The sequence below is a fragment of the Pseudomonas sp. H3_A02 genome, assembly GCF_054671965.1.
Map to the genome: position 1 here is coordinate 5,412,555 of NZ_CP162807.1, position 25,585 is coordinate 5,438,139.

Annotated in this window: 19 protein-coding genes; 10 read left to right on the top strand and 9 right to left on the bottom strand. The window is 63.3% G+C overall.

The window, feature by feature from the left end:
• The first annotated feature begins 66 nt into the window (after positions 1-66).
• Positions 67-570 carry a peptidylprolyl isomerase gene (locus AB4N80_RS23790; protein WP_122568409.1) on the top strand — a complete coding sequence of 168 codons (504 nt, stop codon included), beginning with the start codon at positions 67-69 and terminating at the stop codon, positions 568-570.
• On the top strand, positions 567-1,334 hold the full coding sequence (gene lpxH, locus AB4N80_RS23795) for a UDP-2,3-diacylglucosamine diphosphatase (RefSeq protein ID WP_460079109.1): 768 nt from the start codon (positions 567-569) through the stop codon (positions 1,332-1,334). Before AB4N80_RS23790 ends, lpxH begins: the two co-directional genes overlap by 4 nt.
• 145 nt (positions 1,335-1,479) lie before the next feature.
• Here the strand turns inward: lpxH and AB4N80_RS23800 are convergent, their stop codons facing one another.
• From AB4N80_RS23800 to AB4N80_RS23830, 7 genes are all read right to left on the bottom strand, one after another.
• Positions 1,480-3,009 carry a DHA2 family efflux MFS transporter permease subunit gene (locus tag AB4N80_RS23800; protein ID WP_460079111.1) on the bottom strand — a complete coding sequence of 510 codons (1,530 nt, stop codon included), beginning with the start codon at positions 3,007-3,009 and terminating at the stop codon, positions 1,480-1,482.
• Between the two features lie 175 nt (positions 3,010-3,184).
• Positions 3,185-4,384, bottom strand: coding sequence for an efflux RND transporter periplasmic adaptor subunit (locus AB4N80_RS23805; RefSeq protein WP_122568154.1), 1,200 nt, complete (start codon positions 4,382-4,384; stop codon positions 3,185-3,187).
• Between the two features lie 15 nt (positions 4,385-4,399).
• Positions 4,400-5,869, bottom strand: a complete 1,470-nt coding sequence (locus AB4N80_RS23810; protein ID WP_122568153.1) for an efflux transporter outer membrane subunit — start codon at positions 5,867-5,869, stop codon at positions 4,400-4,402.
• Complete coding sequence (locus tag AB4N80_RS23815; protein WP_122568152.1) at positions 5,866-6,339, bottom strand: MarR family winged helix-turn-helix transcriptional regulator; 474 nt, start codon at positions 6,337-6,339, stop codon at positions 5,866-5,868. The genes AB4N80_RS23810 and AB4N80_RS23815 overlap by 4 nt, the downstream gene beginning before the upstream one ends.
• A 240-nt stretch (positions 6,340-6,579) precedes the next feature.
• Entirely contained in the window at positions 6,580-10,266 is a 3,687-nt protein-coding gene (locus tag AB4N80_RS23820) for a translocation/assembly module TamB domain-containing protein (RefSeq protein ID WP_122568151.1), read from the bottom strand.
• Positions 10,263-11,990, bottom strand: coding sequence for an autotransporter assembly complex protein TamA (locus tag AB4N80_RS23825; RefSeq protein ID WP_305492056.1), 1,728 nt, complete (start codon positions 11,988-11,990; stop codon positions 10,263-10,265). Before AB4N80_RS23825 ends, AB4N80_RS23820 begins: the two co-directional genes overlap by 4 nt.
• 65 nt (positions 11,991-12,055) lie before the next feature.
• Complete coding sequence (locus AB4N80_RS23830; RefSeq protein WP_122568149.1) at positions 12,056-12,706, bottom strand: GNAT family N-acetyltransferase; 651 nt, start codon at positions 12,704-12,706, stop codon at positions 12,056-12,058.
• 177 nt (positions 12,707-12,883) lie between these two features.
• Between AB4N80_RS23830 and xthA the strand changes: the two genes are divergently transcribed.
• The 3 genes from xthA (at position 12,884) to AB4N80_RS23845 (ending at position 16,067) form a co-directional block, all read left to right on the top strand.
• Entirely contained in the window at positions 12,884-13,696 is an 813-nt protein-coding gene (xthA, locus tag AB4N80_RS23835; RefSeq protein ID WP_305470472.1) for an exodeoxyribonuclease III, read from the top strand.
• A gap of 206 nt (positions 13,697-13,902) precedes the next feature.
• A complete protein-coding gene (locus AB4N80_RS23840) occupies positions 13,903-15,237 on the top strand; it encodes a substrate-binding domain-containing protein (protein ID WP_460079118.1) in 1,335 nt (444 codons plus the stop codon).
• A gap of 488 nt (positions 15,238-15,725) precedes the next feature.
• Positions 15,726-16,067: a DUF6124 family protein gene (locus tag AB4N80_RS23845; RefSeq protein WP_122568146.1), complete on the top strand. Its 342-nt coding sequence runs from the start codon at positions 15,726-15,728 to the stop codon at positions 16,065-16,067.
• A 335-nt stretch (positions 16,068-16,402) separates the two neighbouring features.
• Here the strand turns inward: AB4N80_RS23845 and AB4N80_RS23850 are convergent, their stop codons facing one another.
• Both AB4N80_RS23850 and AB4N80_RS23855 read right to left on the bottom strand, forming a co-directional pair.
• Entirely contained in the window at positions 16,403-17,641 is a 1,239-nt protein-coding gene (locus AB4N80_RS23850) for a M20/M25/M40 family metallo-hydrolase (protein WP_122568145.1), read from the bottom strand.
• An 85-nt stretch (positions 17,642-17,726) separates the two neighbouring features.
• The gene (locus tag AB4N80_RS23855; protein ID WP_122568144.1) at positions 17,727-18,812 is read right to left on the bottom strand and encodes a diguanylate cyclase; all 1,086 of its coding nucleotides are present in this window, start codon (positions 18,810-18,812) and stop codon (positions 17,727-17,729) included.
• 297 nt (positions 18,813-19,109) lie between these two features.
• Between AB4N80_RS23855 and AB4N80_RS23860 the strand changes: the two genes are divergently transcribed.
• The 5 genes from AB4N80_RS23860 to hglS all read left to right on the top strand — a co-directional run bounded on the left by AB4N80_RS23860 (position 19,110) and on the right by hglS (position 25,440).
• Positions 19,110-20,039: an alpha/beta fold hydrolase gene (locus AB4N80_RS23860; protein WP_122568143.1), complete on the top strand. Its 930-nt coding sequence runs from the start codon at positions 19,110-19,112 to the stop codon at positions 20,037-20,039.
• A 150-nt stretch (positions 20,040-20,189) separates the two neighbouring features.
• On the top strand, positions 20,190-21,689 hold the full coding sequence (gene glcD / locus AB4N80_RS23865; protein WP_122568142.1) for a glycolate oxidase subunit GlcD: 1,500 nt from the start codon (positions 20,190-20,192) through the stop codon (positions 21,687-21,689).
• Positions 21,689-22,747, top strand: a complete 1,059-nt coding sequence (gene glcE / locus AB4N80_RS23870) for a glycolate oxidase subunit GlcE (protein ID WP_460079125.1) — start codon at positions 21,689-21,691, stop codon at positions 22,745-22,747. Before glcD ends, glcE begins: the two co-directional genes overlap by 1 nt.
• 1 nt (position 22,748) lies before the next feature.
• The gene (glcF, locus tag AB4N80_RS23875; RefSeq protein WP_460079128.1) at positions 22,749-23,969 is read left to right on the top strand and encodes a glycolate oxidase subunit GlcF; all 1,221 of its coding nucleotides are present in this window, start codon (positions 22,749-22,751) and stop codon (positions 23,967-23,969) included.
• A gap of 88 nt (positions 23,970-24,057) precedes the next feature.
• On the top strand, positions 24,058-25,440 hold the full coding sequence (gene hglS, locus AB4N80_RS23880; protein ID WP_460079130.1) for a 2-oxoadipate dioxygenase/decarboxylase HglS: 1,383 nt from the start codon (positions 24,058-24,060) through the stop codon (positions 25,438-25,440).
• Positions 25,441-25,585 lie beyond the last annotated feature (145 nt).

Sequence of the window (25,585 nt, forward strand, 5' to 3'; positions counted from 1 at the left end):
TACAGCCAGACCGGTTGCGGGCATCACAGCCCCGAAACCCACGAATTCCTTGAAAGAGTACCGACCATGAGCAAAGTCAAACTGTCCACCAACCACGGCGACATCGTCCTGGAACTGAACGCTGAGAAAGCGCCGCTGACCGTGGCCAACTTCATCGAATACGTCAACGCCGGCCACTACGAAAACACCGTTTTCCACCGCGTCATCGGCAACTTCATGATCCAGGGCGGCGGTTTCGAGCCAGGCATGAAAGAAAAGAAAGACAAGCGCCCAAGCATCCAGAACGAAGCCGACAACGGCCTGCCGAACGAAAAGTACACCGTTGCCATGGCCCGTACCATGGAGCCGCATTCGGCTTCCGCGCAGTTTTTCATCAACGTGGCGGACAACAGCTTCCTGAACCACAGCAGCAAGACCACCCAGGGCTGGGGCTACGCAGTATTCGGCAAAGTGGTTGAAGGCACCGATGTGGTCGACAAGATCAAAGGCGTTTCCACCACTTCCAAGGCCGGCCACCAGGACGTGCCAGCAGAAGACGTGATCATCGAGAAAGCCGAGATCATTGAGTGATACTGCTGATTTCAGATTTGCATCTGGAAGAGGAGCGCCCGGACATTACCCGGGCGTTTCTGGATTTGATCGCCACACGCGCCCGCTCGGCGCAAGCGTTGTACATTCTGGGCGATTTTTTTGAAGCCTGGATCGGCGACGATGCCATGACGCCGTTCCAGCGTTCCATCTGCCAGGCCCTGCGCGAATTGAGCGACAGCGGCACGGCCATTTTCCTGATGCACGGCAATCGCGACTTCATGCTGGGGCAGGCCTTTTGCAAAGCGGCTGGCTGCACCCTGCTCAAGGACCCGAGTGTCGTGCAGCTCAACGGCGAGCCGGTGCTGCTGATGCACGGCGACAGCCTCTGCACCCGCGACGAAGGCTACATGAAACTGCGGCGCTGGCTGCGCAACCCGGTCACGCTGTTCATCCTGCGCCACCTGCCGCTGGGCAGCCGCCAGAAACTGGCGCGCAAACTGCGCAGCGAAAGCCGCACGCAGACACGCATGAAAGCCAATGACATCGTCGACGTCACGCCCGAAGAGATCCCGCGGATCATGCAGCAATACGGCGTGAGGACCTTGGTCCACGGCCATACCCACCGCCCCGCCATCCACAAGCTGCAACTGGGCGAACACGCAGCGAGACGCATCGTGCTGGGGGATTGGGACAAGCAAGGCTGGGCGTTGCAGGTGGATGAACAGGGGTTTGCGTTGGCGCCGTTCGGGTTTACTCCGCCGCCGCTGCTACCGGCTCCGGACACCCTCCCCAGCCCCACATGACCCCTTGTGAGGACAAGCTTTTTGTGGGAGCCGAGCTTGCTCGCGATGAGGCCCTTCCAGTCAATATCTCTGTTGTCTGTTACGTCGCCATCGCGAGCAAGCTCGGCTCCCACAAAAGCTCGCTCCCACAGGGGGCTGTGTTGTTTCAATGACCGCTGGCGGCAGGCCCCGCCTTCGCCGCAAACGGCGGTTTGGCCAGCCACACCAGCACGATCAACCCCATGAACGCCCAACCCAGCAGCGTGAAGTAATCCACGGTGGAGAGCATGTATGCCTGGCTGTTGAGGACCTGCTCAAGCCGGGCATAGGCTGGTGTACTCGCGCCACCCAGCTGGTTGAGCGCCTCGCGGGTGGCCGGCTCGAAGGTGCTGATGCTTTCGCTCAGGTAGGCGTGGTGCTGGTCGGCCCGGCGGATCCAGATCCAGGTGGTCAACGACGCGGCAAAGCTGCCGCCCAGGGTTCGCAGGAACGTCGCCAGCCCCGCGCCGTCGGCAATCTGGTGCGGCGGCAGGTCCGACATCAGGATGCTCAGGGTCGGCATGAAGAACAGCGCCACGCCGATGCCCATGAACAACTGCACCAGCGCGATGTGCTGGAAATCCACCTCGTTGGTGAACCCGGCGCGCATGAAGCAGCTCAGGCCGATGGCCAGGAACGCCAGCCCCGCCAGCAAGCGCAGGTCGAACTTGTGGGCGTACTTGCCGACGAAGGGCGACATCAATACCGGCAGGATGCCGATGGGCGCCACCGCCAATCCGGCCCAGGTCGCGGTGTAGCCCATCTGTGTCTGCAACCACTGCGGCAGGATCAGGTTGATGCCGAAGAACCCGGCATAGCCGCCCACCAACACAATGGTGCCGATGCGGAAATTGCGATAGGCGAACAGGCGCAGGTTGACCACCGGATGGCGATCGGTCATTTCCCAGATCACGAACACCGCCAGGGCAATGACTGAAATCAGCGCGCCAATGATGATGAAATTCGACTCGAACCAGTCCAGGTCGTTGCCCTTGTCGAGAATCACCTGGAGCGCACCGACACCGATGATCAGCGTGATCAACCCCACGTAATCCATCGGTTGGCGACTGGTGACCACCTCTCGCGCCTTGAGCTGCTGACGCACCACCATCACCGCGAAAATCCCGATGGGCACGTTGATGAAGAAAATCCACGGCCAGCTGTAGCTATCGGTGATCCAGCCGCCGAGGATCGGCCCGGCAATCGGCGCCACCACCGTGACCATCGCCAGCAACGCCAGGGCCATACCGCGCCTGGCCGGCGGGTAGACGGCAATCAGCAAGGTCTGGGTCATCGGGTACAGCGGTCCGGCCACCAGCCCTTGGAGTACACGAAAGCCAATCAGCTCGGGCATCGAGGTAGAAATGCCGCACAGGAAAGAGGCGAGCACGAACAGTATGGTTGCCCACAAGAACAGCTTCACCTCGCCAAAACGCCGGCTAAGCCAGCCGGTGAGCGGCAGGGCGATGGCGTTGCTCACCGCGAACGAGGTAATCACCCAGGTGCCCTGCTCCGAGCTGACGCCCAGGTTGCCGGAAATGGTCGGTAAGGCGACGTTGGCGATGGTGGTGTCGAGCACTTGCATGAACGTCGCCAGCGACAGCCCGATGGTGCTGAGCAACAGGCTGGGCGGCGTGAAGGACGCGTTATTGCTCATTGCGAAATCCTATGAAGCAGAGGTGGCGAAATCCCTTAGGGCAAGACACAAACCCTGTGGGAGCAAGGCTTGCCCGCGATGGCGTCCTACCAGTCAATATCGCTGTTGACCATCACACCGCCATCGCGGGCAAGCCTTGCTCCCACAGATTTCAGAGGTTGGCCTGCAATTGCGATCAGCGCTGCGCGGTCTTGCTCGCCGCGGCACTGTTGTCGTGGATCAGCCGCGTGATCATCGCGTCGGCATCGGCCAACTGCCGGTCATAGACCTGGGTGCTGAACGAGGCTTTCTGCGGCGGCTGCTGGGCCAGCACCGGACCGCTCTGGTCGTGCAGGTTGACGCTGACCTGGGTCGACAGGCCGACCCGCAACGGATGCTTGGCCAACTCCTGGGCATTGATGTGAATGCGCACCGGCACCCGCTGGACGATCTTGATCCAGTTCCCCGTGGCGTTCTGCGCCGGCAGCAAGGCAAACGCACTGCCGGTCCCGGCGCCCAGGCTGTCGATGGTGCCGCTGTACTTCACATCGCTGCCGTACAGGTCGGCTTCGATGTCCACCGGCTGGCCAATGCGCATGTCACGCAGTTGGGTTTCCTTGAAGTTGGCGTCGATCCACAGCTGATCCAGCGGGATCACCGCCATCAAGGCCGTGCCCGGCTGCACCCGTTGGCCCAATTGCACGGTGCGCTTGGCGACATAACCGGTGACCGGCGCGATCAAGGTGCTGCGGGCGTTGGTCAGGAAGGCCTGGCGCAATTGCGCGGCGGCGGCTTGCACGTCGGGATGGGACGACACCACGGTATCGTCCACCAAGGCGCTGCTGGTCTTGAGCTGTTGCCGGGTATTGGCCAAGGCGTTCTGCGCCGAGGTCAGGTCATCCCGGGCGTGGGACAGCTCTTCCTGGGAAATCGCCCCGCCGGCCGCCAGGTTCTTGCGTCGGCTGTAGTTTTCCTGGGCTTTTTGCACCTCGGCCTCTTGGGCATTGACCTGCGCCCGCATGCCGTCGACGTTGCTGTACAAACCACGCACCTGGCGCACGGTCCGGGCCAGATTGGCCTGGGCACTTTGCAGCCCGACTTCGGCGTCGTTCGGGTCGAACTGCACCAGCACCTGGCCTTCACGCACCAAATCACCATCGTCGGCACCGATGCTCACTACGGTCCCGGTGACCTGCGGGGTGATCTCCACCACGTTGCCGTTCACATAGGCATCGTCGGTGCTTTCGCTCCAGCGGCCATACAGTTCATGCCAGCCCCATACACCCAGGCCCGCGAGAATGACGATCAGCGCCAGTGCCAATAGCATGACCTTGCGCTTGCGTGGGTTGCCGCTGTCTTGCGTTTGTTCGGATTGAGTCGTTTCGGCAGTCGCCATGACAAGTCCCTCGAATCAGTGGGTCGGCGTGGCAGCGGTCGGCGTGGCCGCCGCCAGGCTCTGGGCTTCGAAACCACCGCCCAGGGCCTGCATCAGTTGGATCGACAAATCGATCTGTTCGGCATTCAGGTTCGCCAGTTGGCGCTGGGCCTGGAGCAGTTGCTGCTCGATGCTCAACACGTCCAGGTAATTACCGATGCCCGAGCCGTAGCGCTGGACCACGGTGTCGTAGGAGTTCTGTGCGATGTCGGTGGCATGTTGCTGGGCACCGATCTGACGAGCGATGTCGCGCAACTGGTTGATGGTGTCGCTGACATCGCCAAGGGCCGTGACCAGGCTCTTGTTGTACTGCGCCACCGCCAGGTCGTAATCGGCGTCCCGGGCATCCAGGTCCGCCCGCAAACGGCCGCCATCGAAGATCGGTAGCGACACGGTCGGCGCCACGTTGAAGAAGCGGCTGGCCGAACCGAACATCGCATCGCCGAGCAATGACTGCACCCCCGCCGCCGCACTCAGGTTGAGGTTGGGGTAGAAATTGGTCTTGCCGGCTTCGATGTTCTTGCTGGCCGCCTCGACCCGCCAGCGCGCCGCGACCAAGTCCGGACGGCGACCCAGCAACTCGGCCGGCAGGTTCGACGGCAAGGCGACCGCGCTGGCTTGCAGCACATTGGGCCGGGCGATTTCATTGCCGCGATCCGGGCCCTTGCCCAGCAATACCGCCAGGGCGATCTTGGCGCTTTGCAGGCGTTTCTCGGCGTCGATCAGAGTCGCATCGGCGCTGGCTTCCAGGCTTTCGATCTGCTGGAACTGGTACTCGCTGTCGATCCCGGCGCTGAGGCGGCGCTTGCCCAGGTCGAGCATCTGCCGGGTGCGCTTGAGGTCTTCGGCGGCCAGATCATGAATGATGTGGGCCTGGCCCAGGTCGCTGTAGGCCCGGGCTACGTCGGCGGCCAGGGTCAGTTGCGCGGCCTGGCGATCGATCTCGGCGGCGCGGGCCTGGCCCAGGGCGGCTTCCCAGGCGGCACGCTGGCCACCCCAGAGGTCGAAGTTGTAGTTGAAGTCCACACTCAGCGAACGCAGGGTGCTGTACGCCCCGCCCTGCCCTTGTGGATCCTGGTCACGGGCCAGGCGCGAACGGCTGACGCTGCCACTGGCATCCAGGGTCGGCAGGCGCGCCGCGTTGGCGGCATAGGCCGCGGCACTGGCCTGGTGGACCCGGGCGCTGGCGACCTGCATGTCCGGGCTGTCGCGCAGGGCTTCACGGATCAGGCCGTCGAGTTGCGGGTCACCGAGGCTTTTCCACCAGTCGTTTTTCGGCCACGCGGCCGGCGACAGCGTGACCCCGGTCAGGGACTGTCCAGCCTGGAGGCTCTTGGCCTCGAGGCTGACGCCTTCGGTCTTCAGGCCGCTGTAGCTGGCACAACCGGCGAGGCTCATGGCCAACAGCACCAGGCTCAAGCGGGCACGCAAGGTTTGACGTTTCATTTCTCCCCCAATCGCAACACAGTGATGGGATCACCGGCGGCGAGCAGTATTTTCTTGAGGATGTCTTCGAGGGTTTGCAGCTCCTCGCGGCTGATGGCGCCGGCCAGCTGGTTCATGGCGTCGGCACCAATGAACGGCAGGCGATCGGCGAGGGCCTGGCCGGCTTCGGTCAGTACCAATTGCACCTGGCGCCGGTCCTCTGCCGAGCGTTGGCGGACCAGGAAACCTTTCTGCTCCAGGCGATCGAGCATCCGCGTCATCGAGCCGCTGTCCAGGGACAGGTAGCGACACAGCTCGACCGGCGTGTCGATGCCGTGCTGGGCCATGATGATCAACACCTTGAACTGCGCGGCGGTGATGCCGACGGGCTCCATGTGGGTGTCGATGATCCGGTCCTTGAGCAGCGCGGCGCGGCCGAGCAGCATGCCGAGGTGGCAATTGTGAAAGTCGTCTGGGGTGAAATGCTTCATCTGAGCACCGTTTGCTGCCTAGGCAGTGAATGTATGTCGAAATATTACTGCTTAGGCAGCAAATGTCAAACAAATAGTTAGCTTGCTACTAACCAGCAGACGAAATGCCGACAAACCTGTGGGAAAAACCAATGTGGGAGCGAGCTTGCTCGCGATAGCGGTGGATCAGCCAACATGACCGTCAACTGACATACCGCTATCGCGAGCAAGCTCGCTCCCACAGGGGGATTGGGGAAGGGTTTAGAAATCGCGCTTGTAGAAGATATCCAGCGAACTGGCGACGCCACTCGCGGCTTCGAGGTAGACCTTCTTGCTGAGCTTGTAGCGCAGGGCGATGGTGTTGGCCGGTTCGAACACGCCGACGCCGTAGCGCAGGCTGAGTTTTTCCGAGAGGTTGCCGCTGGCGACCACGCTGGTGGTGTTGCCGCTGCCTTGGGTGTCGAGTTGGAAATCATCGATACCCAGGTTACTGGCCAGGCTGCTGGTCACGCCCGAACTGCCCATCAGCCCCAGGCCCAGCGCCGCCTGGGCAAGCATGTTGTTGTCCTCGCCCGTGGTGCTCAGCGGCCGGCCCAGTACCAGGTAGGACAACGCCTGCTCCTGGCTCATGGCCGGCTCGGAGAAGATCTGCGTGGTCGGTTGCTCGGCGCTGCCGCTCAAGCGGATGCCGGCGATCACGTCGTCGGTCTGGCGAATCGCTTCGATGTCCAGGTAGGGCTGGTCGATGGGGCCGGCGAACAGCAGCCGTGCCCGGCGCACCGTCAGCCGTTGCCCGTAGGCCCGATAGCGGCCGTCGTTGAGCCACAGTTCACCGCGGGTGTCCATGTTGTCGCCGATGTGCACCTGGCCTTGCACGTTGGCCGTCAGGCCGAAACCCGAGAACGCGAGCTTGTCCTGGCCGACGATCACGTCGATGTCCATCGCCATGGCTATCGGCGCCTTGCCCTCCTCGGTCTGGTGGCCGACGATCACCGTATCATCCGACACCTTGACGGTGGACGGCGGCAGTTCGCGGACGGTGATCTCGCCTTTGGGCACTAGGACCTTGCCGGCAATGGAAAGCTGCTCGCCCTGCATCGTGATGTTCAGGTCCGGGGCGACATCGAGCACCGCGTACGGTTCGACGGTAACCGGCAACTGCGAGCCCTTGAGGGCCAGGTTCAGGGTCAGGGCCTCGCCCCAGCCGATGTTTCCCGTCAGGCTGCCCCGCCCACTCTTGCCGCTTTTCCAGTTGCCGTCGAGCCGTACCGTTTCGCCGGCAATCATCGCCCGCACCTGCAGGGCTTCGAGGCTGACCGGCAGTTCCGGCCCGGAGACTTCGCCGTCGCTGAGCACCAGGTTGCCGTTGACCTGGGGCGCGAGCAAGCCACCGGACAACGTCCCGCTGCCGTTCAGGTGCCCCGTAAGGGTTTCCACCATCGGCATGAACGGCCGGGCCACGGACAGGTCCACACCGGTCAGGCGGAACGAGCCGCTCAAGGGCTTGCTCGCCGGCAGCGGGTTGATCTGCGCCTGGAGCATCAGTTCGCCGAGCTTGGCGCCGACGAAATTCAGGTCGGTATCGATGCGCTTGGGGGTCAGACGACTGTTGAGCGTCAGGGTCTGATAAGGGAAGTCCAGCCATTGCGGCTTATCGCTCTCCTTATCCCGAATCCGCAAAGTACCGCCGCTGGCGTCCACCTGGATCCGGCCATTCGGGCCGCTGGCCGGCAAGTCAAGTTGCAGGTCCGCGTTGAGCCGGCCCTGCCAGGCAAAATCCTTGGGCATCCACTGGGCCAGGCTTTCGATGGGGAATTGTTTGAGGTGGTAGCGCAGCTTCGGCTCCGGCATCAGCCGTTGGTCTTCACCGCACAGGCTGGCATCAAAGGAACGCCAGCAATGGGCGCCGACGTTGAGCGTGCCATCGGCCAGGCGCTCCAGTTTCGCCGGGGCTTGCAGGCGCCAGGCTTGACCGCCGGCCTGCACCGCGCCGCTGGCCAGGCGTCCGCGCCAATTGCCCTGGTCGAGGGCGCCGTCGAGCGCCAGGGTCGTGTCGAGCTGCGGCCCCTGCAAGTCCAGGTTGAGTGTTTGCCGTTTGATGTCGCCCTGCCCGCTGACGGTCAGCACGCCCAACGAAGTTTCACCGGCGCGGATACCGCTGGCCTTGAGGTCGAGCTTGCCGCGCTGGGCACTGTCGAGGGTCGCGTCCAGGTTCAGGCTTTGCAGGCGATTGTCCTGAAATGCCAGTTGCGTGCCTTGCAGGCCGAGCTTGCCTTGGGGCGCCTTGAGTGTGCCGGCGACATCGACCCGGCCGACCACTTGGCCGCGCAGTTGCGGCCAGAGCTGGGCCAGGCGGGCGAGCTTGATGTCGATCTGGCCGGTGAGCTTCTGTTGCAGGCTGCCGCTGCCGTTGATGCGGTTGTCCCCCAGGCGGATGTCCAGCGCGCTGAGGTTCCACTGCTCGCCGGCGCCGCTGGCCTTGGCCTGGAACAGCGCCGGTTGGCCACGCAGCTGGCCCTTGAGATCCAGCTCTGCGTCGAGGTCGAGGCGCTCGTTCTTCATTGCCCCTTTGCTGCGCAACGGCCCGGCCAGGGTCCCGGGCAGTTCACCGAGCCAGTACGCCGGGTTGATGGCCGACAGTTGCAGCGCCGTGTCCCAGGCGATGCCGTCGGCAAATTGCAGGCTCAGATGCCCTTCGGCCTTACCCTGCCCCGCGGCGAGCTTGAGCTGCGGCAGGTGGATTTGCGTCAGGTCGCCGCTGAACGGGCTGTCCAGGCTAAAGGCCCCGGCGGGTCCGTCCAGCGCAGCCTGGAAATTGCCCAGGTAGTTGCCATCGGTGTACGAGACTTCGCCATTGAAGCTGCGCAACCTCACCTGCGGCTCGTCGATCAGCGGATACAGGCGATGCCAGGGGAAATCCAACCAGGCGACTTTCGCCTCGGCACTCAGGCCTTCGCGCCAGTCCACTTGACCGCTGAGTTTCAGGCTTTGCTGATTGCCGGCATCCAGATCCAGGCCGGCGATCCGGGCGCCATCGGCGTCCACGGTGCCTTGCAGCAGCAACGCGACTGGCCCTTTTTCGGCGGGCAATGTCGCCTTGCCGAGCAATTGATAACCCTTCTTCAGATCGCCTTCGCCGGTCAGTTCCAGCTGATTGAGCAACAAGGTGTCCGGCAGATCGGCGCTGGCCTTGAAGCCGTCGGCGGTGATGCGCACCTTGGCGGGTAGGTTGTCCGCCAGCGGTTGCAGCTCGCCGGTCAACTGGCCTTGCAGGTAACCGCTGCTGTCGGCCTTGAGGTTGAGGGTCTTGAGCAGGTTGCCGTCAACTTTCAGGTCCAGGGCCCAGGGCGTGGCCCCCGGCGCCGGCAAGGTCAACCGGCCTTCGGCATTCAATGGCCAGTCGCCGCCGGGCTTGAGCAAGCCGGACAGCGTCAGGCCCAGTTCGTCGCGCTGCAATTGCACCGAGTCAATCTGCAGACCCTCAGCAGTCCAGTGGGCAACCAATTGCAGGCCCTTGAGCTGCTCGCTGCCGTTGAACGACAGACTGCCGACCTGCACATCGCCCAGTTCGATGGCGAGCGGCAAATCCAGGTCCGGCAAGCTGATCGGACCGCTGCTCGGCTCATCGGCCGAGGCTGGCAACTGCAAGGCGACCTGATCGGCCTTGAGCTGTTCGATGCACAGGGTCATGCGCGCCAGGCACAGCGGTGACCAGGCGAATATCAGCCGATCCACCTCCACCCGACTGTCGCCTTGCTGCCACAGCAGGTGATCGGCGCTCCACTGCCCGCCCAGCCGACCCTGGAAATTCTCCACGTTCAGCCCCGGCACCAGGCCAAGGGCCCAGCGGCTGCCAAAGGCCGTGCCCAGCACCACGCTCAAGGCCAGCACGACTGCCACCAGCACCCCGGCGAGCGCTAACAGCGTCCTCTTCACACCACGCGTCACAACTCAGGCCCCATGGAAAAGTGCAATCGAATGCCGCCTTCATCGTCCATCGCATGGGCCAGGTCGAGGCGGATCGGCCCCACCGGCGACACCCAGCGCACGCCGACACCTACGCCGGTCTTCAAGCTCGGCAGCTCAAGGCTGTTAAAGGAGTTGCCCTGGTCGACGAACGTCGCCACCCGCCATTTTTCCGCGACGGAATATTGGTACTCAAGGCTGCCGGCGACCATGTAACGTCCGCCGATACGGTCGCCCTCGGCGTTTTCCGGCGACAGGCTCTGGTAGTCGTAACCCCGCACACTCTGGTCGCCACCGGCGAAAAAACGCAGGGACGGCGGGATGGATTTGTAGCCATTGGTGGCGCTGCCGCCGATCTGCGCCCGAGCCAGCAGGCGATGTTTGTCGAACACCGTGGTCAGGCCCTTGACCATGGCGGTGCCGTATACCAGGTTGTTGTCCGAGCCCAGCCCTTCCTTGGCGACCTTGGTGTCGAACTGCAAACGGTAGCCGTTGTGCGGGTCGATGCGGTTGTCGCTGCGCAGGTAGGAATAGCTCACGCCCGGCATCAACAGCGTGCTCAGCCCCGCATCGTCGCCGAGGCGATACTCCTCGCGCTGCCACTTGAGCGACACCACCCGCTGCCAACCGCTGGGCAACTTGCTGTGCCATTCCGGGCCCACGGTGAGCAGTTTGCTGAGGCTGTCGGTGCCGGCCAGTTCTTCATATTGATAGCCGCCGGCATAGCGCATCTTGTCGGTCAGCGGCGGGTCCAGCGGCACGTCGTACCACAGGCCGACGTTCTGCCGGGGCGCCGACACTTCCGCTTCCCAGCCATAGCTGTGGCCCTGGGGGTTGACCCAGTGGCGCGTCCAGTTGGCTTTGGCCCGGGGGCCGACGTCGGTGGAAAAACCCAGGCCCAGGCCCATGGTGCGCGGCTTGCGCGTATCGAGCTTGACCGCCACCGGAATGACATTGTTGGTGGCTGCGGTGGGGGCCGCATCCACCCGAACACCTTCAAAATAGCCGCTCGATTGCAAGGCCTGGTTGAGTTCGGCAATCAGCTCGGAGTCGTAGGGCGCACCCGCCTTGAACGGCACCATGCGTCGCAGCAGGTCTTCGTCGAACGGCGTGTCGCCCTCGAAGCTCACCGGGCCCAAGGCATAGCGCGGGCCACTGTCGTAGACCAGTTCGATGTCGGCGATGCCCGCCTGGGGGTCCACCAGGAGTTTCTGCTGGGTGAAGCGCCCGCTGAAATAACCATAGCGCGAGGCCTGGTTCTGGATCACCCGCTTGGCGTCTTCATAGCGACCATGGTTGAGCACTGCGCCGGGTTTCAGGGCGGCGTTGCTGGGTACGCGAAAGGCCTTGAGCGCCGCCGCCGGGCCATCGATGCGCACGGTGACGTTGCGCAGGTGCACCGGCTCGCCGGGGTCGATGGTGAGCACCAGGCGTGGGTCCTTGCCGCCCTTGACCTCACTGTCGATCTGCGGCTGGTAGTAGCCCAGCGCCTGGGCGGCCTTGCGCGCCTGCTCCTCGGCGCCGCGACTGAAGCGCAGCAAGGCCTCCTCATCACGATCACCCAAGCCACCGATGTAACCTTCTACGTTGGCCTTGAGTTCGTCGTTGGACGGCTGGACGCGTACTTCCAATTCACTGTTTGCCAGCGCCGCGCAGCTGAGGGACAGCAAAAGCGCGCCACGGGTCATTCTTCCTGAGAGGTTCATGGCGCGGATGCTATCACGAGCGTAGGTGCCTGATAGAGCCGGACATTTCGCAAAAGTTCGACCGATTAGCCCGTTGCGCTTTGCAGAACCTGTGGGTTGGCGTGGAAGAACACATGCTCGCGGATCGGTCCTACCGCAACCTCACCGATTTCCTCGTAACCCTGGCGTTTATAAAACTCAAGATAACGCGGGTTGCCAGTGTCCAGCACCACCCCTCGGGAATGCTCGTCCACCGCACACCAGTTATGGACCGCCTCGAGCAACTGCTCGCCGAAATGCTTGCCCTGGAACTGCGGATGAATCCCCAGCAGCGGCAATACATGGACCGCATCCGACGGCAGGCAGGCCAGCACCGCCGCGTGGTACTCCAGATAGCGCCGAGTGCAACGGAAACCAGTGCTCAAGACCATGCGCAGGCGCCAGGCCCAACTTTCGGTGATGCCCAAGCGCCGCTGTGGCGGGGCGATCAGGGCGATGCCGATCAGGCGGTCGTTGACCAGAAGGCCAATGGCCGGCAGGTCCTGGAGAAAATGCTGCTTGACCAGCTCACGCACCGTAGCCCGCACCCGCTGTTCATAACCGGGACGCTCGGATTCGAACAGGTAGCTGAAGGTCGGCTCATGGCGATAGGCCTGGTACAGCAACGAACGGGCTTCACGGGAATAACCACTGTCGAGCATATGGACGTCGGCGATGGCGGTTGCAGTTTCAGGCATGGTGTTGGATCTCCTGGGGCGAGGCTCGGTGAGGCCCTGCTCTTATTGAGTACGAACCCGAGAGGGTCGTGATCGTTCCTACATGCAAAGGACATTAGCAGCGCATTTGTCCTACTGCCACGCTGGCTCCCTTCCCACATGTCAGCTAGCATCGCAGTTTTGCCAGGACAGCCGACCATGAAGATCGTCTCCTTCAACATCAATGGGCTGCGCGCCCGCCCCCATCAGCTGGCGGCGCTGATCGAGAAGCACCAGCCGGATGTGATCGGGCTGCAGGAAACCAAGGTTCACGACGAGCAATTCCCCCTGGCCGAGGTGCAGGCCCTGGGTTATCACGTGCATTACCACGGGCAAAAAGGCCACTACGGCGTCGCCCTGCTCTCCCGCCAGGCGCCGCTGAGCCTGTACAAAGGCTTCGACAGTGACGACGAGGACGCCCAGCGGCGCTTCATCTGGGGCACCTTCGCCGATGCCAACGGCGTGCCGGTGACCATCATGAACGGTTACTTCCCCCAGGGTGAAAGCCGCGACCACCCGACCAAATTCCCGGCCAAGGAGCGTTTCTATAGCGATTTGCAGCAACTGCTGGAAAGCCGCTTCAGCAACGACCAGCCAGTGGTGGTAATGGGCGACGTGAACATTTCCCCGGAAGACTGCGACATCGGCATTGGCCCGGACAACATGAAGCGCTGGCTGAAAACCGGCAAGTGCAGCTTCCTGCCGGAAGAGCGCGAATGGATGGCCCGCCTGAAGAACTGGGGCCTGGTGGACAGCTTCCGCCACCTGAACCCGGACGTCACCGACCGTTTCAGCTGGTTCGACTACCGCAGCCGCGGTTTCGAGGACGAGCCCAAACGCGGCCTGCGCATCGACCTGATCCTCACTTCCCACGGCCTGCTGCCACGGGTCAAGGACGCTGGCGTGGACTATGAGCTACGGGGCATGGAAAAACCATCGGACCATGCGCCGATCTGGTTGCAACTGAGCTGATCCAAGCCATATACAACTCCCCCTGTGGGAGCGAGCTTGCTCGCGATAGCGGTGTAACTGCCAAGATTGATATTGGATGTGCCGCCGTCATCGCGAGCAAGCTCGCTCCCACAGTGGATTTCGGTGCCCCGTCGCCCCCCTGTCACCTTTCAGTAACCTGACTGACTTAATCTTCCGGCACTTCCTCGGGTTCAGAAGGTGCCGGCATGCGGCTGTGTGTTGTGGTTTTCATGGGCCTCTGGCTGCCGTTCGTGGCATGGGCCGGCAAGTTGCCCATTCCCGAACAGGGCCCAGCCTTGCGCCTCCAGGGCTCCAATACCATCGGCGCGGCGCTGGGGCCGGCCCTGGTCAGAGGCTTGATGGAGGATCAGGGCCTGCGCAGGGTCAGCAGTGAAATCACCGGGCGTGACAACGAGCAACGCATCGTCGGCCAGACTGCCGATGGCCGGCGGGTGGAAGTCGACATCGCGGCCCACGGCTCCAGCACCGGTTTCGCCGCCCTCAAGCAGGCCAGCGCCGACCTGGCCGCCTCTTCCCGGCCGATCAAGGACAGTGAACTGAAGGAATTGTCGTCCCTGGGCGACCTGAAAAGTCCTGCCGCCGAGCAGGTCATCGCCATCGATGGCTTGGCGATCATCCTTCATCCCCACAACCCGCTGCAGCAACTCGATACCGTGCAACTGGCGCGGATATTCAGTGGCGAGGCGAAAACCTGGGAGGCCGTCGGCGGGACGGGCGGGCCGATTCATCTGTATGCCCGGGATGAACAGTCCGGCACCTACGACACCTTCAAGGAGTTGGTGCTCAGCCGACAGGGCAAACGCCTGGATCCTAGCGCCCGGCGCTTCGAGTCCAGCGAACAGTTGTCCGACGCTGTCAGCCAGGACCCACAAGGCATCGGTTTCATCGGTTTGCCCTACGTGCGCCAGGCCAAGGCGCTGGCCATTGTCGACGGCGCTTCCCAACCCATGCTGCCGCTCAACCACCTGATCGCCACCGAGGACTACCCACTCTCCCGGCGCCTGTTCTTCTATTTGCCCCCCTGGGGCACCAACCCGTGGGCCGAGGCCTTGGTGGCGTTCGCCCAAAGCGACAAGGGCCAGGCCATCGTCGCGGCCAACGGGTTCATCGCCCAGACCGTCCAGGCCATGGCCGTCACGCCGAATGCACTGATGCCCGAGGGCTACCAGGCCCTGAGCCGCCACGCCCAACGCTTGAACGTGAATTTCCGCTTCGAAGAAGGCAGCGCCAGCCTGGACAACAAGGCCCACCAGGACCTGGGCCGTGTGCTCGACTATATAAAGCAGCACGGCAAAACCGATCGACGCGTAACGCTGGTGGGTTTTGGCGACGCCAAGGACGACCCGGCGCGGGCCGACCTGTTGTCCAAGCTGCGGGCCATGGCGGTGCGGCGGGAGCTGGTCAAATACGGTGTGGCGCTCCGGGAAGTGCGTGGGTTCGGCGCCTTGATGCCGGTGGCGGCCAACAGCGAGGATGAGGGTCGGGTTCGGAATCGGCGGGTGGAGGTTTGGGTTTACTGAACCCGCCAAGCGGCGCAACAAAAATCCCGGTGGGAGCAATGCTTGCTCGCGATGCAGGCACCTCGGTTCGCCAGGAGACCGCGTCATCTTCATCGCGGGCAAGCCTTGCTCCCACAGCGGGGCGGTGCGACGTTTCGCTAAATTCCCTCACCACAAACGCCTGGATGTTTACCTCATTACTCCTGATGTAAGACCGAACGACCTCACCTTGCGCCATTGCCTACAACTGCGCCAGAATCCGCCGGCTTGTGCGCCTTGGGGCCAGGGCTTTATCGTTTTCGGGTCGCTGACGAATCAGCGATCGGGTTTGGTAGCCCGGGTAAAACTAAGGCGCACAGCTCCGGCATATTCATTATGGCGGCTGTGCGCGGGGCGCCCTTGTGGCGCGCTGGGTTTGCCTTGGTACCCGGTCTACCAACCTGCGTATAGCCGCCACCTAATGTTTGGTAGCAAAAGGTTGCGGCTCCAATTACCAAGGAGTTTCGTCCATGTTCAAGCCAACACCGAACCCACCGGATACCGATCCATCATCAAAAGCGTTCGACAAAGCCGCCGACCGCATCCTCGACCACTACCTCAAGCCCAAACCCAGCAAACCCGAGGCTGATCCCGGCCAACTCTTCACGGTCGTCAACGGTCTCGACACCGAATCCCTGCTCGCCAACCTCAGCGAAACCCTCGCCTCGGCCACCGCCATGCTCAGCGACCTGGCCTTCGACCTGGAAGGCTCAAGGCGCCACATTGCCCTGGGCATCCACCAATTGATCGAATTGAGTGGACAGCTGGCAAACCGAGCACTGGACAACGTCGAAGCGCGCCCTTCGACATAGCGCATCCCCCTGTGGCGAGGGAGCTTGCTCCCGCTGGGTCGCGAAGCGGCCCCAAGCATTTTGTGCTGAATCAAAAAACTTGGGCCTGCTGCGCAGTCCAGCGGGAGCAAGCTCCCTCGCCACAAAAGCCTTGTGTTTATCGTATTAGCATCGGTATAGGAGCGAACCACCGAGTCTTGCAGCACATCTCCCCTGTGGGAGCGAGCTTGCTCGCGAAGGCGGTGAATCAGTCGACATCATCGTTAACTGACACGCCGCTATCGCGAGCAAGCTCGCTCCCACAGGGGTTAACCGTTCACCCTATACCCTGCCAGCGCTACGAACGGCATAGCGCGTTACCGCCCCGCCAACTCCATGATCATCCGCGACAACAGATAAATCCGTGGCACCACGCTCTCGACTTCGGCATATTCCTGCGGCGTATGAATGTTGCCGCCGACAATGCCAAACCCATCCAGCGTAGGCGTGCCGACGCCGGCCGAGAGGCTGGCGTCCGCCGCGCCGCCGCTGCCCTCTTCAGTGAGCTTGCGCCCCAGCTCGCCATAGATGCCTTGGGCCATGGCCATCAACCGGTCCGATTCCGCCGTCTGTGGCATCGGCGGCAAACCGCGCTTGAGGCTGGTGGTGACCTCGGTGTCGGCGATTAGCTTGTCCTGGGACACCCGGGCCAGGTCTTTTTCGATGCGGTCGAACTCTTCCGGCACCGCCGCCCGCACATCGGCCTTGGCGCTCGCCTGATCGGGAATGACGTTGGTCCGGTCGCCAGCCTTGAGCACCGTGAAGTTGATGGTGGTTTTCTTATCCGCATCGCCGAGCTTGCCCAATTGCAGAATCTGGTGCGCGGCTTCCATCGCCGCATTGCGCCCCAGTTCCGGCGCGACACCGGCGTGGGATGCCTTGCCCTTGACCTCCACCAGCGCCGTGGCACTGCCCTTGCGCCACACCACCAGACCGTCGGCCGGGCGACCCGGCTCGAGGTTGAGGGTCACGTCATGGGCCTTGGCGGTTTTCTTGATCAGGTCGGTGGCCACATCCGAACCGGTTTCTTCACTGGCGTCGAGCAGGAAGGTGATTTGCGCGTAGTTCTTGAAATCGAGGTTCTTGAGAACTTTCAAGGCGTAGATCCCGGCGACGATGCCACCCTTGTCGTCCATCACCCCCGGCCCGTAGGCGCGGCCATCCTTGATGTGGAACGGACGCTCGGCGGCCGAACCTTCCTTGAACACCGTGTCCATATGGGCCATCAGCAGAATTTTCGCTTTACCGGTGCCCTTGAGAGTCGCCAGGATGTGCTGGCTACCGTCCGAGTTCGGCACCTGCTCGATGGTCGCACCCAATTTTTTCAGTTCGTCGATGGTAATGTCGCCGACCTGGGTCAGCCCCGGCACATACCCGGAGCCGGAGTCGATATTCACCAGCCGCTCCAGCAGCTTCAGGGCTTCGTCCTTGTACTGCTGCGCATCGGTCAGGATTTGTTGATGGGGTTGCGCCAAAGCTATGGGGGTGAAGGCGCACAGGGCCAGGCTCAGGCCGAGACTGACGGCCAGACGGGAGCGAACAGCGGTCATCGTCATGATTTCATCCTTGTTCCGTATCGAGGGAGTGCCCTGGGCACCCTACCCGACAATCGAACAAGGCTCTAGACAGCAGGTGGCCATCTCACAGGGAAACGACCGATTCCTCCAACACCTGCCGATTCCGGTAACAGGTGACCCGGTTGCGCCCGCCGGTCTTGGCGTCGTAAAGCGCCTGGTCGGCATCATTGAGCCAATGGGTCGCATCGCCATAGGCCGGGTTGAAGGCCGCCAGGCCAATACTCAGGCTCGCCTTCAACGTCGGGTTCTGTTCGTAGCCGAGCATCGCGAAGCGCTCACGCAAACCATCCATGGCCCGTACGGCATTGGCCAGCGTCAGGTCCGGCAGAATCACACAGAACTCATCGCCGCCATAACGCCCGACCACGTCGGCAGCCCGCAGGTTCTGATTGAGGATCTTGCCAAGCTGGCGCAGCACGATGTCGCCAGCCACATGGCCATAGGTGTCATTGATGGCTTTGAAATGATCGATGTCGATCAGCGCAAGTACGCCGCGCCCTGGCCCGTCATTTGGGTGACGCAGGCAGCGCTGGAACTCCTCGTTGAGGCGATCTTTCCAGGCGCCATGGTTAAGCAACCCGGTCAAGCTGTCGGTACGGCTCAGGGCCAGTAACTCGCGCTTTTGCCGGCCCAGGATGTAGGCCTGGCGATAGCAGAACCAACCCAGCGCCATCGGATACAGGCACAGCAGCGGCAGACAGGCGTAGATCTGCGCCGGGCTGGTCATGGGCACGCTGGTCAGCGGGAAGATCAGCACACCCACGACAATACCGGCCACTTGGGCCAGCGCCCCGATCAGCAGGAAACGCAGGCCGCCGATGGCAACGTTATTCATCGCCATCATCGCCAGCGTAACGGCCGTGGGCAATGGGTTGAACTGCATCGCCGCGACCCAGAAGCCGCCGAGCGCCGCATCGATCAATAAATTGAGGTGTTCTGTGCGGTACGGCCTCGAGCAATGTCGGCCCCACCAGTAGGCCACGTGTGGCCAGAGCAGGCCGTTGAACAGCATGAAACCCCAGACCCACGGTGCCGGTTCAAGGGGAAAGACGGCAGCACTCACCAACAGCAACCCCAGCGTCAGGCCCAGAAAGCGCGATATATAGAGCCTCCTGGCCAACGTCCGTCCCTTTTTTCCCGTTTTTTGCATAGAAGCCTCTGCACCGCGGGTTTTCCAAGTCACTGGAACGGGGGGTTACCTGGAGTCTATCAGGGCGGAATCAAATAGCCACTACTGAATGCAGGGGTATTTATTCTCCTTCAAATGCAGCGCCCTGCCGCAGATTTTGGCTATACATGACTCATCCGGCGGCTGTCATAGTTGGTATCAAAGCAAAAACGGCCATGTCATCGCGATGTGCTCGGGTTTCAGCTTCACTTAACACTGTCTGACCCGTCGACTCAGACTGGCCGATCACATTCTGTCCTGACCCATGGAGGGCAAAACATGCTGGTGTTGTGGGTAGTCCTTGCTGTGTTTATCGCCTGGAGCTGGTTGACGTATCCCGGCATCGGCCATGTGCTGTACGACATGGGCATGGCGCTGGAGGCACGTCTCTACAGGTTGCACAAGATCACCGTCCCCATCAGCGAGATGACCGTGTCAACCTGGCAAGGCGGGCCCTATGAAGCGTCCGGCAGCATCCTGATGCTGCATGGCTACAGCGCTGACAAGAATCTCTGGCTACGCTTTGCCCGGCACTTTGTCAGCGACTACCGGGTGGTGGTGCCCGACCTGGCCGGCCATGGCGAAACCGGCTTCAAGGCTGGCGGCGGCTATGACATCCCGACCCAGGCCCGGCGGGTGATCGAGCTGCTCGACGCCTGTGGCCTGGACAAGGTCCATGTGATCGGCAATTCCATGGGCGGTTACCTCGCTGCGTGGCTGGCGGCCACGTCGCCCGAGCGCGTACTGACCCTGGCGCTGATCGACCCGGCCGGTGTCACCGCCCCCCAGGCCAGCGATATGGAACGCCACCTGGCTGCCGGGCATAACCCGTTCCTCGTCGACTCGCGGGCTGATTTCGCGCCGTTCTATGCAATGACCATGGCCTCCCCGCCCTGGGTGCCCAGCGTGGTGCTGGCGGCAATGGCCGAACGTTACGAACGGCGCCGCGATGAACTGGCGGAGATCTTCGTCGACTTTCGCGCCAGCCCGCCGATGGAGCCGCGCCTGGCCGACATCCGCGCGCCGTCGCTGCTACTCTGGGGCCGCAAGGACAGGCTGATCGACGTCAGCAGCGTGCCGGTGTGGAGCAAGGGCATCGCCGACTTGCGGGTGGAAATCTGGGACGGTATCGGCCACATGCCCATGGTTGAACGACCGGGGAAAACCGCGGCGCTGTACCGGGAGTTTCTCAAGGGGTTGGGGCAGTGAGCGCGATGTATAAAACAACATGAACCCAGTGTAGGAGCGAGCTTGCTCGCGATAGCGGCGACACATTCAACACTGATGCAAGCTGACCCACCGCCATCGCGAGCAAGCTCGCTCCCAAAGAATTCGTGGCGACTGAGGGGTATCGACTCCATGAACATCCTCTACGACGAACACCTCGACGGCCCCTTGCCGAAGGTGGAGAAACAGGCTCTGCTGCAAGCCCTGCAGGCACAGGTGCCAGACCTGGACATCCTGCACCGCGAGGAAGACCTCAAGCCCTACGAATGCGATGGCTTGTCGGCCTATCGCACCACGCCCCTGCTGGTGGTCTTGCCCAAACGGGTCGAGCAGGTGCAAGCGCTGCTCAAACTCTGCCATGAACAGCACGTCCCGGTGGTCGCCAGAGGCGCCGGGACCGGTCTGTCCGGCGGCGCCCTGCCCCTGGCCAGCGGCGTGTTGCTGGTGATGGCGCGGTTCAACCAGATCCTGCACATCGACCCCGACGCCCGCACCGCAAGGCTTCAGCCGGGCGTGCGCAACCTGGCGATCTCCCAGGCAGCGGCGCCGTTCGGGCTGTATTACGCGCCGGACCCGTCGTCGCAGATCGCTTGTTCCATTGGTGGCAATGTCGCGGAGAATGCCGGCGGCGTGCACTGCCTCAAGTACGGCCTGACGGTGCACAACCTGTTGAAGCTGGAAATCCTCACCGTCGAAGGCGAACGCCTGACCCTGGGCAGCGAAGCCCTGGATTCGCCGGGCCTGGACCTGCTGGCGCTGTTCACCGGTTCCGAAGGCCTGCTCGGGGTCATCACCGAAGTGACGGTCAAGCTGTTGCCCCGGCCCCAGGTCGCCAAGGTGCTGCTGGCCAGTTTCGACTCGGTGGACAAGGCCGGGCGGGCGGTGGCCGACATCATTGCCGCCGGCATCATTCCCGGTGGCCTGGAAATGATGGACAACCTGGCGATCCGCGCCGCCGAGGACTTCATCCACGCCGGCTATCCGGTGGACGCCGAAGCGATCCTGCTGTGCGAGTTGGACGGGGTCGAGGCCGATGTCCATGACGACTGCGACCGGGTCCGCCAGGTCTTGGAGCAGGCCGGGGCCACCGAGGTGCGCCAGGCGCGGGACGAGGCCGAGCGGCTGCGGTTCTGGGCCGGGCGCAAGAACGCCTTCCCGGCGGTTGGCCGCCTGGCGCCGGATTATTACTGCATGGACGGCACCATCCCCCGTCGCGCCCTGTCCGAGGTGCTGCAGCGCATTGCCAGCCTTGGCGCCGAACATGGCCTGCGGGTCGCCAATGTGTTTCACGCCGGCGACGGCAACATGCACCCACTGATCCTGTTCGATGCCAACCAGCCTGGCGAACTGGAGCGCGCCGAAACCCTGGGCGGGAAAATCCTCGAATTGTGTGTCCAGGTGGGCGGCAGCATCACCGGCGAGCACGGGGTTGGCCGGGAAAAAATCAATCAGATGTGCACACAGTTCAACAGCGACGAACTGAACCTGTTCCACGCGGTAAAAGCGGCGTTCGATCCCCAAGGCCTGCTCAACCCCGGCAAGAATATTCCTACCCTGCACCGCTGCGCCGAGTTCGGTGCCATGCACATCCATGGCGGGCAGTTGCCGTTTCCCGAACTGGAGCGTTTCTGATGAGTGGCGAAGCCGACCAGGACGCCAGCGACCTGTTGCTCGATCAGGTCAATCGCGCACGGGCCAACACCACGCCGCTGCGCATCCAGGGTTCGAACAGCAAAGCCTTCCTGGGGCGGGAAGTGGCCGGCGAAGTGCTGGACACCCGCGTGCACCGTGGCATCGTCCATTACGACCCCACCGAGCTGGTCATCACGGCCCGGGCCGGCACCCCGCTGCGGGAACTGCTCGCCGCCCTGGAGGCCGCCGGGCAAAGGCTGCCCTGCGAACCACCGGCGTTCGGCGACAACGCCACGGTCGGCGGCATGGTCGCCTCCGGGCTGTCGGGACCGCGTCGCCCGTGGGCCGGTTCGGTGCGCGACTTTGTCCTGGGCACGCGCCTGATCAGTGGCCACGGCACCTTGCTACGCTTCGGCGGCGAGGTGATGAAAAATGTCGCCGGCTATGATCTCTCGCGCTTGCTGGCCGGCAGTTTCGGTTGCCTGGGGGTGATCACCGAAGTGTCCTTGAAGGTCCTGCCCAAGCCCCGTCACAGCCTGAGCATCCGCCTGGAACTGGACAGCAGCGAAGCCTTGGAAAAACTCGCCGAATGGGGCCGCCAGCCCCTGCCCATCAGCGCCGCCAGCCATGACGGCGACTGCCTGCACCTGCGCCTGGAAGGGGGCGAAGGCTCGGTCAGCGCCGCTCATCAGCGTTTTGGTGGCGAGGTGATCGACGATCAATACTGGACCGCACTGAATGAACATCGGCTGGCCTTCTTCGACGAAGGCTTGCCGCTGTGGCGCCTGTCGTTGCCCAACCATACCGGACCACTCGCCCTGCCCGGCGCGCAGTTGATCGACTGGGGCGGCGCGCAACGCTGGCTGAAAACCGATGCCGACACAGTGCAAGCCCTGGCCCATGAAGTGGGCGGTCATGCCACCTGCTATCGTCAGGGTGCCAGCGATACACCGTTCCAGCCGCTGGTACCGGCGCTGCTGCGCTATCACCGGCAGTTGAAGGCCCAGCTCGACCCGCTCGGGCTGTTCAACCCTGGCCGGATGTACCCGGAGATCTAGCATGCAGACTCGGTTCAGTGAGGAAAGCAAAAATCTGCCCCGCGCCGAAGAAGCCGAACGGATCCTGCGCAGTTGCGTGCATTGCGGTTTCTGCAATGCCACCTGCCCCACCTACCAATTGCTCGGCGATGAACTGGACGGCCCGAGAGGCCGCATCTACCTGATCAAGCAGGTGCTCGAAGGCCAGCCGGCGACAGCCAGCACCCAGTTGCACCTGGATCGCTGCCTGTCGTGTCGCAACTGCGAGACCACCTGCCCGTCCGGCGTGGATTACCACAACCTGCTGGACATCGGCCGGGCGGTGGTCGATCGCGCCGTGCCGCGCCCCGCCGGCCAACGTGCATTACGCCTGGGGTTGCGCAGCCTGGCCGCCAGCCCTGAACGGTTCAAGGCCTTGCTGCGCCTTGGCGCGGTCTTCCGTCCGTTGCTGCCGCCGAACCTGAGCGCCAAGTTGCCCCACCCCGCCCCGTCCCACACCGAGCGCCCACCGCTGCGGCATGGGCGTAGGGTGTTGATGCTCGAAGGCTGCGTGCAACCAGGCCTGTCGCCCAACACCAATGCCTCGGCCGCGCGGGTGCTGGATCGACTCGGCATCAGCGTGATCCCCTGTGGGCAGGCCGGCTGCTGCGGCGCACTGGATTATCACCTCGACGCCCAGGCCACCGGGCTGGACCGCGCCCGACAGAACATCGACGCCTGGTGGCCGCACCTGGAAAACGGCGCCGAAGCCATCGTCCAGACGGCCAGCGGTTGCGGCGCCTTCATCAAGGACTACGGGCACCTCCTGGAACATGACCCCGCCTATGCCGCCAAGGCCAGACAGGTCAGCGAACGGGCGCTGGACCTGGTGCAAGTGCTCGGCAAGGAACCGCTGGAACAGATTTGCGCGGCCAGGAACCAGCGCATCGCCGTCCATTGCCCGTGCACCTTGCAGCACGCGCAGAAACTCGGCGGCAGCATCGAAGCGCTGCTGACGCTGCTGGGTTTCAACCTCACTGCGGTGCCCGACGACCATTTGTGTTGCGGTTCGGCCGGCACCTATTCGCTGACCCAGCCGGCCTTGGCGCGGCAGTTGCGCGACAACCGCCTCAATGCCCTGGAAAGTGGCCAGCCGGAGATGATCGTCACGGCCAACGTCGGCTGCCAGAACCACCTCGACGGCGCCGGTCGCACGCCCGTGCGGCACTGGATCGAGCTGGTGGATCAGTCCCTGGCAGAATGAAGTCCTGAAGATTCTTCGTTTGCCGGGACCGGCGAAGGCTGCGATCTTTCGTTCAACTTTCCCACAGCCCCCGCCAGGAATTCTCACGATGAACTTCGTCAGCCCCGACCTGATCCGCCAACGCTTCTCCAGAGCGATGTCCGACATGTACCGCGACGAGGTGCCGCTGTATGGCGCGCTGATGAAGTTGGTGGAACACACCAACGCCCAGGTGCTGGCCGAACAGCCGCCACTGGCCGCCCACCTGCGCAGCACCGGCGAACTCGAGCGCCTGGACCTGGAACGCCACGGCGCGATCCGCGTCGGCACCGCCGCCGAGCTGGCGACCCTGGGGCGGCTGTTCGCGGTCATGGGCATGCAGCCGGTGGGCTATTACGACCTCACGCCGGCTGGGGTGCCGGTGCATTCCACAGCGTTTCGCGCCGTGCATGAAAGCGCGTTGCAGGTCAGCCCGTTCCGGGTGTTTACCTCGCTGCTGCGCCTGGAACTGATCGAGCATGCCGAGCTGCGGGCCTTTGCCGAGTCGGTGTTGGCCAAACGGCAGATCTTCACCCCCGGCGCCCTGGAGCTCATTGACCTGGCCGAGCGCCAGGGTGGCCTGACGCAAGCCCAGGCCGAGGACTTCGTCCTACAGGCCCTGGAAACCTTTCGCTGGCACCACAGCGCCACCGTCACCGCCGAACAGTACCGGCAACTGAGCGCCCAGCATCGCCTGATCGCCGACGTGGTGGCGTTCAAGGGCCCGCACATCAATCACCTGACGCCGCGCACTCTGGACATCGACATCGTCCAGGCGCGGATGCCCGAGCATGGCATCACCCCCAAGGCCGTGATTGAAGGTCCACCCCGTCGCCGCTGCCCGATCCTGCTGCGCCAGACCAGTTTCAAGGCACTGGACGAGCCCGTCGCCTTCACTGAGCAGCCCCAAACCCAGCCCCAAGGCAGCCACAGCGCCCGCTTCGGCGAAATCGAACAACGCGGCGCCGCGCTCACGCCCAAGGGCCGCGCGCTCTACGACCAATTGTTGAACGCCGCACGCGATGCGCTGGGGGCGTTTCCCAACGAAGCCAACGCTGAACGCTACAACGCGCTGATGGCCGAACACTTTGTCGCATTCCCGGATAACCACGATGAGCTGCGCCAACAGGCATTGGCGTATTTCCGTTATTTCCCGACGCCCAAGGGCCTCGCCGCCAAGGGCACCCTCGGGCAAGCAGCGTCCCTGGAACACTTGCTCGAACAGCAATACCTACGTGCCGAGCCTTTGGTGTACGAGGACTTCCTACCGGTCAGCGCCGCCGGCATCTTCCAATCGAACCTCGGCGATGCCGCCCAGAGCCATTACGCCGGTCAATCCAACCGCCAGGCCTTCGAAACGGCGCTGGGGCGAGCGACCATTGATGAGCTGGGACTGTATGCCCAGACGCAACAGCGTTCCATCGATGAGTGCAGGACTGCGTTGGGCGTGTAGGAACGAGCTGAAGGATAAGACGGCAAGAAGTTGCCTGACAGGCGCGCAGCGCGGCGCGCCTTTCTCGGTGATTCTGCTCGGGTAAAGCGGTGTCCGGGTAGGTCGCGAATATCTGCAATGGGCTGGGCAAGGGTTTGTGCGTTTT